This is a genomic window from Pontibacter sp. MBLB2868 (assembly GCF_051904785.1).
GTDB lineage: Bacteria > Bacteroidota > Bacteroidia > Cytophagales > Hymenobacteraceae > Pontibacter.
Genome location: NZ_CP196710.1, coordinates 1205655 through 1221635, shown reverse-complemented (window position 1 = coordinate 1221635; position 15981 = coordinate 1205655). Strand labels below are relative to the sequence as shown.

Genomic DNA, 15981 nt, shown 5'->3' with positions numbered 1-15981 from the left:
AGAGGAGTAATGCCTGCCTTAAATCAGTTTTACTAAGCATATAGCAAAAGAGTGTTTACATAGAAGATGATTGCCTTGACGAACATCATTTCCTTAGCTTAATACAACATCTAACTAATGTAGGATTGAGACTGTTCAAACTGTATTCTTTATCATCTTAGTACTTAAAGCTGATTATCGTTTTCAATAAACAAAGCCTTCTTTTCGAGTAAAGTATTTTGAATCCATAGGAATTTCCTTTACAGCTTTTGCAGGCACTCCCCCATAGAGCGTCCATTCGTCATAGAATGCCTTATTAAGCAATGATTTTGCTCCCAGTATAGAGTTGGACGGCAAAATAGCTCCACCTAATACAACCACGTTTGTTCCTACAAATGTATAATCACCAATCACGATTGGTTCACTATGCTGTAGATTCTCATTTACATCTATAGAATGTGTTAAAAACTGGGAATTATAGCCAGCTATTGTAGAAAAGCGACCAACTTTAATAATGTTGGTACAATCAAGATGGTGATTCTTTGTAACAGAGGCTGATTCGCCTAGTATGAGTGCCGCTTGACGATCACTTTGGTGTTGAAAATGTTTTGAATTACTATTTGTTGGAAAACCGGTTATCCAGTTTCCACGGCCAATTGTAGCATCTTTACGCATTTCTAACAAGTCTAAATGAATCGCAACAGTAAAATGATCAATCCTTGACCCGGCAGCCATCTTTAGCTTATTAGGGAATACCCAAGCAAAGCCGATACGTGCCCTTGGATGAAGTTCATACTTAAACAAGCGCTCCAGCATGCGACGCCTCAAAAACCACGGCAAGAAGAATGTTAAGACTTTTAAGACCATCTATTCCAAATTTTATTTTGTTTAACCGTACAATGCAAGGTAAGATTGGATCATTTGGCTCGTCTCAAAACGGCGCACGTTTAAAAATCCATTTTGAATAACTTTAAACCTAGTGTCCATACTTTGAAGAGAAATAAATGCTGCCGCAAATTCTTCTGGTTTATGCGGGTCTGCTTGTAAAGCAGACCCGCCACTTACTTCAGGCATTGGCTCAACATTGCTAATTATTACAGGGGCGCCACAGGCTTGTGCCTCAATAACGGGCCATCCAAAACCCTCCGAAAATGAGGGGAATATAAAAGCCTCACAGCAACTATATAATGCAACTAAAGTGGCGTGATCAGGCCTTACTACAAAAACAACACGTTCATATAGTCCTAAGTAATGCATGTGCTCCAACAAGTCTTTATCGGCAGCCTCACCAGCATAACAGATATACCCATCCCAGGTAGTATCCAAAATACTAACCATGTTAAGCAGAAGCTTTCGATTTTTCCTCGGCAAACTTGACCCCACATGTAGGATAAAAGATTTCTCTGGCTTTACACCAACACTTTCAATTAAAGAAAATGCTCTTTCCTTGTTCATTGGCCTAAAATCTGCATTGAATCCATTATAGATTACCTGCCATTTTTTTGGACCATCATTCTTAAAACGGTTTATTTTGTTTAGTTGGATGATGGTCTGCTGTGAAACTGATGCGAGTCGTGTAGCTTTTACTAAGTTAGATAATATCCATTTTTGTAGAATTTTGCCTAAAGCAGATGCTGGACAATAAGTATCTGTGTCTCCCAAAGCCCCTCTAATTGCAAGCACGTCGTGACATGTGATAACGGTCTGGCTTATTGGTAAATGTTTTAGGTAAGGAGCATTTGAATGATCACAAATATGAAATCGAACATCTTGATCAAACTGTTTTTTGGTTAGTATGTTCCAACGTAGCACCAACGGGTAAAGCACCCATTTATCTAAGTACCCAAGCCATTTCCCAACTCCTGTTACTGTGGTATTCGCAAGTTTACCAAAAACTACTATAGGCTTCCATATCTCGACAACCAAGCCAATATCTCGAAGGCCACATTCGAGCATCTTTGCAAAGCGCTCCATGCTTTCTTGCTTATCCTGCGGGTAATTTCCTATAATAATTATTTTTCTTTTACGCATCATAGTGGACTATTCTCGCACATCTAACCAACAGACTTTATTTATACCTTGGGTTTCGAAGTGAAGCGACAGCTAAGCCACCGACGAACGAACAGAAGCCTAAGGATGTAGGCTGTGCCCATTGCCCTTGTAAAAGGCTAAGCGAGCCAAAACTCATCAGTACCCAAGGCAGCATATTTCCCTTTGAAAGACTGCGATAAGAAGCAAAAGTTATTCTTGTACTTAAGCTAAAGCGAAGTACTAACACAGCAAGGCCCATTAATGTACCTAATTCAATAATCACCCGTTCCCATTCTTGATCTGAAAGAAAGGCTCCTGCATTATTAGGCATAAGGTTGATTCCTACATTTGTACTGATACCAAGCCCATAACCAAAGATTGGAAAATCAGAGGCTCCTGCAACTGCACTGATCATCCCCCCTAAATAACGTTCACCCAAAACCCCTTTCATTCCACCTTCAACTTCATTGGCCGATTCAAATCGAACGGAAAATACTTTAGTCGCAACCTGAAAGAATTCTGTATTAGCTAAAATAAGCACAACTACTAAACCGCCTGCCATTAACCACAGCAAGCGACTCAGATGTCTCGTTTTCTGAAAACAAGCGACCAATGAGAATAATAGTGAAACCCCAACTTGAAAGAATAAACCACGGCTAATCGAAAGGGGAATGGCAGCAATAAGACCGATTGTAGCACCGATAAGTACAAGTCGATTTACATACTTTGGCTCAAACCAGAAATAAATAATAAAACATGCTACTAAGCTAAAAAATAATGTATTCCCATTGGTGAAAGAAAACGTACCAGGTGGTCGAAAGTATCCTAATGCTCCACCAAAACCAGCGCCCTCCATGTCGCCCCCGACTCCACGGTTTACCCACGCAGATTGAGGACTATAAAACTGAATAGCTATAAGTACTGCCATCGGCAAGGCCATCCAAAGTAATACTTTTCCGACCATAAGCACATCCGTCTGATCAAAGATACGGCCTATTACGAATATTAAAGGAAGGTGCAACAGAAAAACCCTTGCTCCATAGAAAGCAATAAGTAAATTACCGTGGGCAAACAATACAGCAGTAAATACTCCTATAATACCTGTTAATATAATACTAGTAAGGTAAAAATTAGAAGGTAGCAGCCCTTGCCTCCATGTCTGGAATAACAGCCACAGTGCTAAAGGATCTCTAACAAGTAACAATGGTGTTGCCAAGCTTGGCAGGAACCACTTACGTAAAGCACCTTCAAAGATGAGCAACAGAAAGTATACCCAAACTCCTCGTTTGATCCAACGGGTGACATCCTCTTCTGCTAATTTAGATATCATTCAAATTATTTTAACTTTTACCTTTCATAAGAATAATATAACGATCAAGCTTACTGACTAACGTTACTTAATTAATTTGTAATAGCTTCAACTAATTCTCTCTTATATACTTGCCAAGGTCTCTTTCGTGCTGTCTCTACAGCCTCGCTACCAACTTTTGCTACCGACTCGGGATGATCGAGGATATACTCAAGGACAACTTGCAGCGCCTGGGTTGATGCAGCCTCAACTAACCAGCCGTTTTGACCATCCTGTATAAGATCAGGCCCCGCAGACCTTTCAGTAGCTATTACAGGTGTGCCTTGAGACATTGCCTCCGTTATAACAAGTCCAAAGCCATCGAAGAGGGATGGAAAAACAAGGACATCGTGCTCACGCATTAGTTGAAGAATTGCACCATGAGGTAAATTTGGTATCCATTTATGCCTTGCTAACGCTCTATCCAAAGCCGGGCAGTTATTGCTAACTTTACTCCCAATAATTGTCAATTCTATATAATTCTTATAGGCCTCTACTGCAGCAAGAAGGTAAGCAATTCCTTTTTGGTGAGATAAATTTCCAACAAACAATAGCTTTAGCAAACGGTTTCTTTTTAATGGGTACGAACGATTATGAACAACTGGCGGGAACCCATAGGGTATAACTGTTACTGGTGCTAAAGGTCCAGAAAATTCCAAAAGTGTCTTCGCTACAAACTTACTTGCAACTATAACATGATCTGCCATTCGCAACTCACTATCTTTACGAGATAGTTTTGCATCTGAATCTTTAAAATTAATAAAGGTGTGTTCCCACTCAGGCCATTTTTCTTTCTCTACTCCCAAAAGCCGTCGTGCTGATCTCCAATATCCTGTAGGTAAATCATAAAAGCACTTCAACCCTAATCTCTTTGCCTCAAGGAAAGAGGATTCTGCACAATCCTCATATGTGTATACTGCATCTACGCCACGTCTTGATGCAGATTTAAGACCTGATGCTACTTTCTTATCAATACTATGATAGACAGCATCAACACTAAAAAGCCCCGTTTCATGCTCTATAAGTTTATAGAAGCTTTTCTTAGACGCTGCAAGTCTGCCAATTTCCCTCCAGGGGTGCATTTTTGTTACCGACCTTAATGCTATGTCAAAGCGCCGGCGACGAATTTCAGAGAAAGGGCCAATAGATCCAAGCATATCCAGTATGCTCCCAGGAAATGAGGCAACTGCTGTGTGGAATTCAGCCAATAGATTGGCCTCAAAGAGTGCATTGGCTGTTGCTCGAACATTTGCATTACCTGTAGGATGCGAAAAGATAACCTTCATACTTTAGAATGAGTAGATTTGCGTTTAGTTTACCAGCCATGCTCTGTTAGATGCCAGGAATTCACAAGGATTATAATTTAAGTTATCACAACGCATCTTATATGTAGGCTTGGCTGGATTACCCACAACAATCGTTCGTGGCGCTACAGATTTAGTAACTACAGCCTTAGCTCCAACAACAGCACCATAACCAATATGTACTCCAGGAAGTATCATAGCTCCTGTTCCTATCCAAGCATAATCTTCTATTATAACACCTCCGCTTATTGGCCTCCATTGCGGATCTGTAACATCATGGGAAGCTGTTAAAATCTCAACCCCGTCGTTGATGCAAACCTTTTCACCTATCATTATCTGATCATGAAGTGCCATATAAACACGGCCAATAAATGAAAAAGGACCTACTGACAACAAACTTTTATTTCCTACTGCTGTCATATTACCTATCTCAGCACTTTCATGAACATGTGCACCATTTCGCACAAGTTGCCATCTTCTATAATTACGAATAAGAAGTTCTGGCATAGAAAAAAAACGTTTCCCCCAAGATCGATAAAATTCTTGCGTTCCTATCTTAGGCTTTATTCTATTGGACCAAAGAAAAAGTAAACTTGCCATATCAAACTTTAGATTGAAGCTTATTTATAAAAATAGTTGACACTTCGGAGATGCTATTTTTGAGAGGGTGATAACTTGGACCTGAAATAACTTTATCAAAATTACCTCTTGAGTACTCTACAACTCCAGAAATATGCTCTAAGCAAACATCGTCTTTAAATCGCCAAGGCTTTGTAACGCACAAAACAGGTAAACCATGCTCTCGCATTGCCATTACGGCACCACTCTTTTCAACCAATGCAATTGGTGTTGTCGAGATACCTAATGTAGCACTACTTAGCACTTTTGATATAGCTACAGGAGATTTTTCACCCAGATTTTCAACAGATGCACCAACTGATTCGAACTCTGTAATCCAACGTTTGTATTCACTACCACTTCTACCTATCAAAATAAGTGAAACCTTTTTCCCATTTTTCTTGCTATAGCATAATACATCCTCAGCAAAATCACTTACTGGTGCACCAGGATGTATAGCCCCAAAAACAACTAATTTTATGCTATCATATGTGACTTCACTATTATGCTTCATGAAGCCTATGTTATGAATCGCAGGTATATTTGAAAACAAAGGCAAGTAGTTAGTTTCGAAGCCAAGCTTTTGAAGTTGCATTTGGTATAATCTAGTTTGGGTATGAATAACTTTTACTTGTAAGGTTGAGAGCATGGTCTTGATTAGTTGTTTTTGTGCCCAACCCCACAGCGTTTGTTTGTAAGAAGAGTTCACACTCATCCCTACCCATAACTCATGAAACATAACATGCAGACATGCACCTTGCCCAACACTTCTAACGATTCTGGTAAGCCCAACAGGTAAGCCTTTGGACTGAAATGAAAAAGGCACGTACTGAAGACTAATCCATTGCGGATTAAAATTACCTATCCAGTTTTTTGCTAATTCGATGCGCTTGTTAGCAGCCATTGTATAGGGTAAGCGGAGTACTGGTAATTCTCTATTATCTATGCGCTGCGTGTTCGACACAACTACTGTAACGCCAGGGTCTTTTAAGGCTACTGCAGCAATACGATGACCATGTCTGATCAACTCAACGCCTAATCTACGGGTGTAGTCACCTACTCCATCACGGCCGAGTTCAAGTGAACCGCAGAGAAAAACAATATTCATTAGGCTTTAGCTTATATAAATGACGTTGATTCATTTTATTGCATAGTAGTAAGTAAACAAGCTATTGTAAGTACAGTTAAAATATTGAAGCTACGGTAGAAGTTTACAAAAAGCAGCCTTTCGTTGGCGCAACAATATGCATTATTAATTCACTGTCAGGCTGACTGTAGTTCACTATTAACTTAGAAGGGTGATATAAAAGGCCATAACTAGTACTATGGCCGGTATTAAAAGAGTAAGTTACTTTGACGAAGGCACTATGAAACAGTGTGTTCAAGTTAAGCACCCTGTTTATTTATTACAAACAACAAACTTGCTTTTAGCTTCACAAACAAATACTTTTTATATTACGTTATACCATAATATATGTACAAAAATTTATTATTTTATTTAACACACCCAGTCATAAGAATATTAATTATACAACATCATACTCCTTTTATACTATAAGGAAGTTTGATGTTCAGTAACTTTATTGCTCTTAATATTATTTCTTTTAAACATGCTCTAATATAAGACCAAACAAAAACCTTCACTATCAATAGTTTCCAGCAAACCCTGTAGACTTTTTCACTTACGATTCTATTCTCCCTAATAATATGGCAAGCCTCAATAATATAATTAAACTGTTTATCAGGTGCGAACCATTCTTCCCATGATTTACGTGCTAACTTTCCCATTCTTTCTGCATCAGGGGCCCTTTTCTCTAATATTATTGGCAACTCTCTTATATCCTTTTCCTGAACGAATACTACAAAATCTTCCCACCTTGGCCCTTCTGGTAGAAGATAATTATCTGCAATGATAACTGGTGCGACTCCCATTTCCATCATTTCGAAGAGTCTGATGCTCCCACATCCAGCTCCTCTAGGACAGAGTACAAAGCGAGACTTAGCGCATATTTCAACATACCGCTGCTGCATTTGATCCCTATTTGCCTGAGTATAGTTCCAATGCTGATAATGAGTTGTATCTTCAACTAAAATTTTTGGCTGCTTAAAGTTTATATTATATAGACGCTTACGTATTAAAGAAGTAGAACCTCCCAAGAAAGTAAACAAATATTCTTTTTCTTCTCCTCTGGGTGCGATGTATGAGTTTTTAGAATAAGAGTGGCGAGATAAATAACAATAATTTTTTAACCTCTTTAAGTTGATAAAAGACGTCTCTGCAGACGTATAGACGCCGGGAAGGAAAGGAATGACAATATCTGTTTCTGTATATACGTAGCACTTTTCAAGCATTTTTTTAACTAAGTGGTGCTCACGCAAGCTTTTAAAATAGTTGCTTGCTTCAAAATCTACAAAAAGAATAATATCAGCTTCTTCTGGTTCGCTAACAATGAGGTGCTTTTGGGGAGTAGCTAAAGTGTATATTTGTTTTATATAATTATAGAAGCTTCTACTGCATTTTTCATTTCCCACAAGGAAAATTTTCTGACTCCTCTCATTGATGTTGGCCATAAATTATTATTTTTAAGATTAATCCATACTTGAATGGGAGAATTTCAAACCAATACTTATACATAATAGCACAAATATATAATATTCCTTATTCTATTTTATCTTTTAAGTAGATTGATTTCAGCACTATAGACCTTGAGAATTGTAATATTTAATGAAGCTTTTTTGACTCTTCTCTAAACATTACAAACGCATTCCTCACTAACTTAAGCGAATATTTTCGTAATGCGATTCTTTTCAATATTTCAGCGATTGTTAAAGCACGATTTTTTATTGTCTTCATGTGTTTAAACGAAAACATCAACATAGAAAATACCTCTGCACTTTGATTGATCTCTCTTGAGCTTATTGAGCGATTATTTTCATCATAATAGTGAATGATATATGTGGTTCTAAGTGGTTTTATTTTAAAGCCTCCTTTATACAACCGAGCTCCATATTCAAGATAGAGTATACCAAACTTATAACATTCCAGATTTAAAATGTTTCTGTCAACAACATATCTTGGATAGATGGATGCGCCACAGGAAATGCCATAGTAGTTTTCAATGTTACTTGGAGGATAAGAAAATCCTCTTGGATGAAGTTGACCAACAATTGGTGCAGGTAAAGACCTATTCTTATCAGTAGGATAGTATTCCCCAATGGTCCAGATAGTATTTGGTTCCTTCTCAATTGCTTTTAAACATTCCATAATATGATTTTCTGGAAATTCATGGTCATCATCCATTGTTCTAATATGGGTACCGCTACATTGTTTGGCTGCAAAATTCCTGTTTGCGTACAACCCTCTACCTGGGCCTTCTACATACTTACATGCATACTTCTTAGCCAATTTCTTGTTTAACTCAATTATAGCAGGAACATCAGAGTCGTCTGAAAGTATTACTTCATAAGGCTTCAAATTCTGCTGGCATAAACTTTCTAATGTTCTCGCTAGGCTATTGGCCCTATTTCTCGTAACTAAGGCCACAGAAAGTTTAACATTATTTTTCAAATAAGAAATCATAACTCTCATTATTACTTTTCAAATTTTGGTTTATTAACTCTAAGCAACTAAATTGTAGTATTGTTAATAAACACCTTGAATAACCATCCAATTTCAGTATTAATTCTAATTTAAATAATTAGCATTACTCCATAGCCACACACTTACATTTTACTATATATCAAATGTTTCTTCTTACTTTTATATCCTCTCGATATTGAGGCTCATATGAGTAATTATAATATATTTAGCAAGAACTTTACTATAACCTTCTTAACTGACATCTTAAACAATTTCAAGATTCGGTAAATGAAGTCGTAGATATAAATAGAGGGTAAGCCTCTTTTTCCAGCTGGTACATTTAACGCCCCAAAAATTTGATTTAGCTTTTCAATGCAATTAATACGGATTGCAAGTGAATTTCTCCTACATACCATCAATACTCTTATATTTCTACTCTGTGCTTTTATAAGTACCTCTTTTAATTTGATTCGATCAATCAGAGTCTCGGCATAACTAAACTGTTTACAGGCTCTTAACATAGTACAAAGGTTACTTATCCATTCAACAAATGAGCTTGGAGGAATTTTATGAATACTGTAACGGGAATCGCATAAAGCATCATCTAATACCAAATCAACTTCACCATCATTATTTAAACACTCAACAGCCCAGCGAATACGGAATAATATAATATGATTAAGATAAGGAAATTGATGTGCACGAATTAGGGCCTCATTAAGTTTTCCTTGACAAAGGAGAGTGATAATCAAGTAAGCCCACTCTACCGGATCAGAATCTCTTGCTTTATTAATAAAATTACTAGTATTAACTTCCGTTATCCAATGAAAAGCTTCCTTTGCGTTACCTTTATACAAGTTACAAATCGTTAATTTCAGTTTGGGTTCATGCATGTAAGATATAATGTTCTGACATTTGAGAAATAACACTTCGGCTTCTTCATATTTACCCGCCCACAATTTTTCATCTCCTTTTCGCAAAAGCTCCAAATGTAATCCCTCACAAATTATCGGAGTAGTTTTGAAACCGGATTCCTTTTTTACAACTTTTAAAGGTTCAAAAGGATTTAATTGAATAATTCTCTCGTTAGACTTGATACTCTTTTGGAGACTGAACCATTGAAAAATTTGCCCTCTCTGTTTTAGAGTATGCCGAGAGTGCACAAGTTTGTGCCCGGCATTGATAATCTTTCCAAGTTCACACCTATTTTCGAAAAGATAATCCAACTTATCCAATATATCTTTATCATCAGCAAAAACACAATTTTGCATATCTGCAAAGCCGGCGGCTTCAAGGGAGGGGGATTTTTCTGATATCAGGCAAGCCTTAGAACCAGGAACCTCAAAATGTTTGCGAACTACCTCTTTTCCAACGGTACCACAAGCCGGCACAAACCAAGACGCATTGATAGTACGAGCATATTGCTCCCCATAAATCATAGTGGGTGAATTGTTTTCATATCCTAAGTGAGGGAAGATGAGTGACGGATAAAAATTTGAAACTTTATTATAAATTTTCTGACGCCAAGGATATAAAGAGCTCCTACTTCCGTTGAAAAGTATTGGTACAAGCTTAAGTTGTCCATAGTCTCGATAAATATTATCATCTATAAAATTGGGCCATATAAATAAATTTTCTGCGATTTCAGGGGTATGTTCAGCCATAGTAGTACTTATAGAAAAGAAAGTTCCTATACCCCAATGCTCCATATCAGATATAAAGCTTGGGCGGCAATCACACCATGGGTCTCCATTATGGAATCCAATCTTTGGGATTTCAGGAAATGTAGAAGTATTTTTTATAACTGGTTTTATAGAGACAGAAGTTCTATATCCACTTTCGAATAGTGTTAAGTCTGGCTGGTAAGTGTCACAAACCTGCTGGTAATCGCAGTCTTTATTGATTATAACTAAATCAAAAGACTCTGCAAGACATTTAGCTTGAAGTTGCATATGCAACTGTATGAAGAGGGGTGCTGCTTTATGATCCCACTGAAAAAATACAAGTCTCGGCTTTGTATAATTTTTTTCCATAGCTTTAATAGTGAACACCACACAAACGGTTCGTACCACACTTTATATTACTGGTGTCTTGAAGGCTCTTTTATTTGTTGATTCTGGCTTTGATCTGACTTATTCTCTCATCTAATATTTGATTTAGATCCAGCCTCTTATTCAACTCTAAAAATGAATATCCTAATGACAACACAATCAAAAAAGAACCCAAATAATAGAAATATGGAGAAGAAATCCATCTTACTATACTGAAGCACAGTACACCTAGTATAATTTGAATAGTAAAAATTATGTAGAAGTCTCTACTAAAAGCAAATAAATAATTTGCTCTTGCCACCATAAAGTTTTGCAGCAATAATACAAAGTATCCAAGCAGGAATGCCATTCCAAGTCCATCTAGACCAAATAGCTCATATCCTAAAACATTCAGTAGGACTATATATATATTTGCAGCCAATTCACTCCAAAAGAAAATACCAGTAGCTCCTTTGGCTAAGAATATAAATCCAATCGCCCAGCTGGCTGTTTTGAAGAACATCCCCAAAGCGGCCCAGTGCAACATCCCATTTATCTTTAGAAAATCTTCTGAATAAAGAAGAACGACTGCCCAATCTATGAAAGCTATAAATCCGACTAGAATTGGAGCGATAATAAGTATGGCGATTTCTGCCTGCTCATTAATGGTATTTCTAGTAGCCAGATTATCCACGGATACTTCGGCAAGACGAGGATAATAATCTGTCGTCATTGCTGTGAAAATCATTCCTACATAGGTATTTATTATTGCAAATCCCGCATTATATAGTCCCACTTGCTCAACACCGCCTGTTCGACTTATATAAATCCTTAAGAAATAAGATGTAATTACTGGTATTAGGCCACTCAAGGTTAACATAAACCCCATCTTTAACATCCCCCTCCCCTCTGACTTAAAAACAGAGATATGTGGTTTAATTTCAGGGATTCGAACTTTAGATGCGAAAAACCATGAGAAGCAAAGCGATGTGACAGAACTAATTAATATTGCAGGAACAATTCCTTGTTCTCTGTACAAATAATAAATTGGCACTGAAACACAAAGACCTACGAGCATACCAGCTATATCTGCCTTTGCTAAATATTTTATTTTGCGTAAACCTTGTAACACTACATGTTGTCCCGCTGCTAACTGAGACAGAAGTAGTGTAACAGATATCATCATAAAGGCTAAAGTATAATCTCTGTTACCAAAGGTCAATTCACTTAAAAAAGGAGACAGAGTAAAAGTAACCAATGTACCTAATGCCCCGGTTATCCAGACTAAACGTCGCAGGACAGAGACTGATAAGCCAACTTTTTCTTCATTACCGGCAGCGGCGGAAATATTTCTCACAGCACTAGTTGCTAAACCAAAATTTGTAAAGCTTCCTATTAATGCAGTTGTTGAAACTAACAAGCCGGCTATCCCCATACCAGCTGGCCCAAGAAGAATGGCAACAAACTTAGTTCTTACAATTGAAATAATTATGTTAAATACCTGCACTCCACCAAATATGGAAGTAGCCTTCATTATTTGTCTGTAGGATGCTTGTTTAACTGTCATTTTTCTATAGTTTAAACAACTTGGTTGACGAAATTTTTACTTTACATACTTTTTGTCGTCCAAGAAAACTTGTTCATATCGCGCTTTTTTTCATAGCCGTACCCATATCCGTAGTAGCTACCATTCATCATTTTTGCATCATTCATTACAATCATGAGATGCTTCAACTCTCTGTTTTTATTAATGTCATCCACTATTTTTAGCTGCTTCTTACTCGTATAGTTATACCTCACGACATAGATTGTTGAATCCACAATTGAACTAAGACTAAAAGCATCTGCCACCTGCCCTACTGGCGCGGTATCAATGACTATGTGATCAAAACTATGCTTCAATTCTCTTATAAAGTCAGCCAGTTTTTGAGACATCATCAATTCAGCTGGATCAGGTGGAATAGGGCCTGAGCTCACTACAAACATACCTGCAGGTTCTTCCAAAGGCTTAATTATATCAGCTATAGAAAGTTCATTAGAAATCAGGTAATCAGAAATTCCAGGACCTTTAGTGAGTCCTAGCTCTTTTGATACATTAGGATTGCGGAGATCTAGTTCCAGCACTACAACCTTCTTTCCTGTTAGTGCCAATGTAGCGGCGAGATTGATGCTGAAGAAAGTTTTACCCTCTCCACTCATACTGGATGTGACCAGCATCGTTTTATTTTCTCTGTCAACCGCTGCAAACTGAAGTTTGGCTCGGATGAGACGAAACATCTCAACAATAGGCGTACGTTTACCTGCTGTTACCACGAGTGTTTCAAAATCATTGTGCGTGATATCCCCAAGAATGGGAGTGTCTGTGAGTTGTTCTACATCCCGTTGAGTTTGAACTTTATCATTCAAAATATCTTTCAGAAATATTCCAGCAAATGGAACAGATAGCCCGAGCAGAACGGACATCAAATAGATAGTTTGTTTGTTAGGGCTTATGGGATAGTCTGTTGCTATGGCAGGGTCAATGATTCTGGAGTTAGATATATTCGCGGCTAAAGACAAAGCCGCCTCTTCACGCTTTTGCAGAAGATATTGATACAGGTTCTGTTTTATGGCCTGCTGGCGATTGATTTCCAGCAACTCCCGCTCCATCGAAGGAACTTTGCTAATCTTCGTTTGATATTGGCCTGAATTTGCTCTTAAGTTGTTGCTAGTAATTATCAAGCCTTTTTTAATGTTACGTAGGTTCTCAATTATGTTTCCCCGGAGATCCTTTAATTGTTCATCAATATTCTTTACCAGGGGATTGTCTGGAAAAGCATTACGAAGAAGCCGCTCGCGTTCTAATTGCAATTCATTGAATTTCCCAATCAAACCAGTCAAAGTTGGGTCTTGAATTGATAGTGTACTCGGCACCATCTTGTATTGGTTACTACTGCTCCGCATGTATTCTTCTATAGACTCCAATATGCTAATTTGAATAGACCATTCTGATAATCTGCTGTTGTACTCACTTGCCTGTTCAAGATATTGAGAAGCCTGCGTTCCTACATCTGTAAGCTCATTGTTCCGTTTGTATTGCTCCACGTCCTTTTCCACGTCTGTCAATTCATTTGTCAGATACTTTATCCGCTCATCCAAAAACTCAATAGTGCTGGCTGCCTTTAAGTTCTTATCCTCTATTGCTTCTCTACTGTAAACTTCTACCAACTTGTTTATAATATTCCTTCCCTTTTCTGGAATTGGATCAACCAGACTTATTTGCAGCACACTGGCCTCCTCTCTCTTTGGATATACCATAAGTCCATAATTGTAGTGCTTGGCTATATTTCTTATGTCATGAAAAACAACCTTAATTTTATGCGTAGCAGGCATTTCAGCAGAAGAGGTTCCAGGGGCTGTTACTACTGTAAATCTTCCATAAGGTCTGGTAACCTGTTGTCCAAATCTGTAAATCATTCGTCTGCCGGCTTCCTCTTCAATTTCATAAACATTAGCAGTTTTCAAATAAACGGCAATTACTTTCCCATAGGCAGCAGTATCAAAGCTACTGACTATAACCTTTATAGGAACATCTTTCCCATATATTTCAACGTCCTTTACAGGGCCCTCAACAAAGTAGCTTATAGACAGACCCAACTCACTTACTACTCGCTGCATTAAAGTTGCAGAGGTAAGCACCTCTATTTCATTGTTAATGTTTTTTGAGGATTTTAACATACCTAACTCACCCAATCCACCTGCCTCAGTGTCACTTTCTCCATCTTTAAGAAGCATAGTACTACTGATACTATATTGCGGAACGGTGTAAAACAAGCAGTAACAGTAAGCCGCAGCCAACCCCACAGCTCCCCCTATTAAAAACAAATACCAGTATTTAAGGTACCTGCTGAGTATCTCTTTGATATCCTTGGGCTCAGGTTGCTCCGACTTCAGTGGAAATAACTCTCTATTCTCCATAGGCATACCTTAAAAAACCTGAGTTATTAGTAATGTCACCACAGATAAAAGTGCAAGTCCTATTGAAAGGCCATACTGCACATTACTTCGGCCAGGACTCACCTGCACAGCCTTCACCTTATCAGGCTCCACATAAACAATGTCGTTCTGCTGTAAGTAGAAGTATGGAGAATGCAGTACGTTTTTATCGTTCAGGTTAATGCGCATTGTCATACGCTCTCCACCCTGCTCCCTTATAAGCAGTACATTATCCCTTTTTCCATAAGGCGTCATATCACCAGCAAGTCCTAAAGCCTCAAAGACGTTAATTCTCTCACTAGGTACAGTAAAAGTTGAGGGGTTGTTTACCTCCCCAATTACTGTTACTTTAAAATTAAGATAACTGATATTGATGATTGGGTCTCGGGCATATCTTCCAAGCTCCAATGTCAACTTATTAGCTGCTTGTTCTTTTGTCAGACCTGCTAAATTTACTTTACCAAGCACAGGCAAAACAATATCCCCATTTTTATCAACTAAGTAACCTGTAGATTTTAAAGATGCCTCTGCCCCCCCACTGCTACTGCTTGTTTGAATCACTCCTTTATTAAATAAAACATTTGACTCAGCACTTAAGCTAGTGATTGTTATATTGAGAAGGTCGTTAGGCTGTATTTTTGGATCAACATCATTCGTTATGGTCTCAGATGTTGCCCCATCCTCCTCCAAATTACTTAAGTATGTAAGGTTTCTTGGTGAACAGGAACCCAATACCCATAGTAGCAAGAAAAATATATAGTAGTATTTTAATATCATATATTAAATTGTTGTTCCCAATCACACTTGGAACAGATAAATAGAATCAAAAAACATAATACTATAGTCCTATACGACAGTAATAAGTATAGGTGCAAATAATTTTTAATATAATTATTATAACTTTTTAAACACACTGATATTTTGAGTGAAGGGCATAAAAATAGCTTTAACAGCTAAAATAAACCATTAACCAATGAGTACATCTTTTATTATCAATACTACACCTATAGAAGCATCATCTAATAAATCCTGTGGGAAAATAAAAGTTGTAAAGAATAGGTTATGAGCCACCAAGAGTCGGACTTTAGCCTCTCTGGTACGCCTTGTGTTACGAAA

The 15981-nt window shown here is 37.7% G+C and carries 12 protein-coding genes; all 12 read right to left on the bottom strand.

What is annotated here, in order from left to right:
- Window positions 1-183: 183 nt before the first annotated feature.
- A complete protein-coding gene (locus tag ACSX1A_RS05335) occupies window positions 184-846 on the bottom strand; it encodes an acyltransferase (protein WP_439882586.1) in 663 nt (220 codons plus the stop codon).
- Between the two features lie 21 nt (window positions 847-867).
- A complete protein-coding gene (locus tag ACSX1A_RS05330; protein WP_439882585.1) occupies window positions 868-2013 on the bottom strand; it encodes a glycosyltransferase family 4 protein in 1146 nt (381 codons plus the stop codon).
- A gap of 34 nt (window positions 2014-2047) precedes the next feature.
- The gene (locus ACSX1A_RS05325) at window positions 2048-3340 is read right to left on the bottom strand and encodes a hypothetical protein (RefSeq protein WP_439882584.1); all 1293 of its coding nucleotides are present in this window, start codon (window positions 3338-3340) and stop codon (window positions 2048-2050) included.
- A gap of 71 nt (window positions 3341-3411) precedes the next feature.
- On the bottom strand, window positions 3412-4644 hold the full coding sequence (locus tag ACSX1A_RS05320) for a glycosyltransferase family 4 protein (RefSeq protein ID WP_439882583.1): 1233 nt from the start codon (window positions 4642-4644) through the stop codon (window positions 3412-3414).
- Between the two features lie 24 nt (window positions 4645-4668).
- Complete coding sequence (locus tag ACSX1A_RS05315; protein WP_439883537.1) at window positions 4669-4995, bottom strand: acyltransferase; 327 nt, start codon at window positions 4993-4995, stop codon at window positions 4669-4671.
- Window positions 4996-5263: 268 nt separating this feature from the next.
- Window positions 5264-6388: a hypothetical protein gene (locus ACSX1A_RS05310; RefSeq protein ID WP_439882582.1), complete on the bottom strand. Its 1125-nt coding sequence runs from the start codon at window positions 6386-6388 to the stop codon at window positions 5264-5266.
- 428 nt (window positions 6389-6816) lie between these two features.
- On the bottom strand, window positions 6817-7851 hold the full coding sequence (locus tag ACSX1A_RS05305; protein WP_439882581.1) for an exostosin domain-containing protein: 1035 nt from the start codon (window positions 7849-7851) through the stop codon (window positions 6817-6819).
- 151 nt (window positions 7852-8002) lie between these two features.
- Window positions 8003-8869 carry a glycosyltransferase family 2 protein gene (locus ACSX1A_RS05300; RefSeq protein ID WP_439882580.1) on the bottom strand — a complete coding sequence of 289 codons (867 nt, stop codon included), beginning with the start codon at window positions 8867-8869 and terminating at the stop codon, window positions 8003-8005.
- Between the two features lie 206 nt (window positions 8870-9075).
- Window positions 9076-10893: a glycosyltransferase gene (locus ACSX1A_RS05295; RefSeq protein WP_439882579.1), complete on the bottom strand. Its 1818-nt coding sequence runs from the start codon at window positions 10891-10893 to the stop codon at window positions 9076-9078.
- 70 nt (window positions 10894-10963) lie between these two features.
- Window positions 10964-12457, bottom strand: a complete 1494-nt coding sequence (locus ACSX1A_RS05290) for an O-antigen translocase (protein ID WP_439882578.1) — start codon at window positions 12455-12457, stop codon at window positions 10964-10966.
- A gap of 41 nt (window positions 12458-12498) precedes the next feature.
- Complete coding sequence (locus ACSX1A_RS05285) at window positions 12499-14847, bottom strand: GumC family protein (RefSeq protein ID WP_439882577.1); 2349 nt, start codon at window positions 14845-14847, stop codon at window positions 12499-12501.
- Window positions 14848-14856: 9 nt separating this feature from the next.
- Window positions 14857-15642, bottom strand: coding sequence for a polysaccharide biosynthesis/export family protein (locus tag ACSX1A_RS05280; protein WP_439882576.1), 786 nt, complete (start codon window positions 15640-15642; stop codon window positions 14857-14859).
- Window positions 15643-15981: the final 339 nt, after the last annotated feature.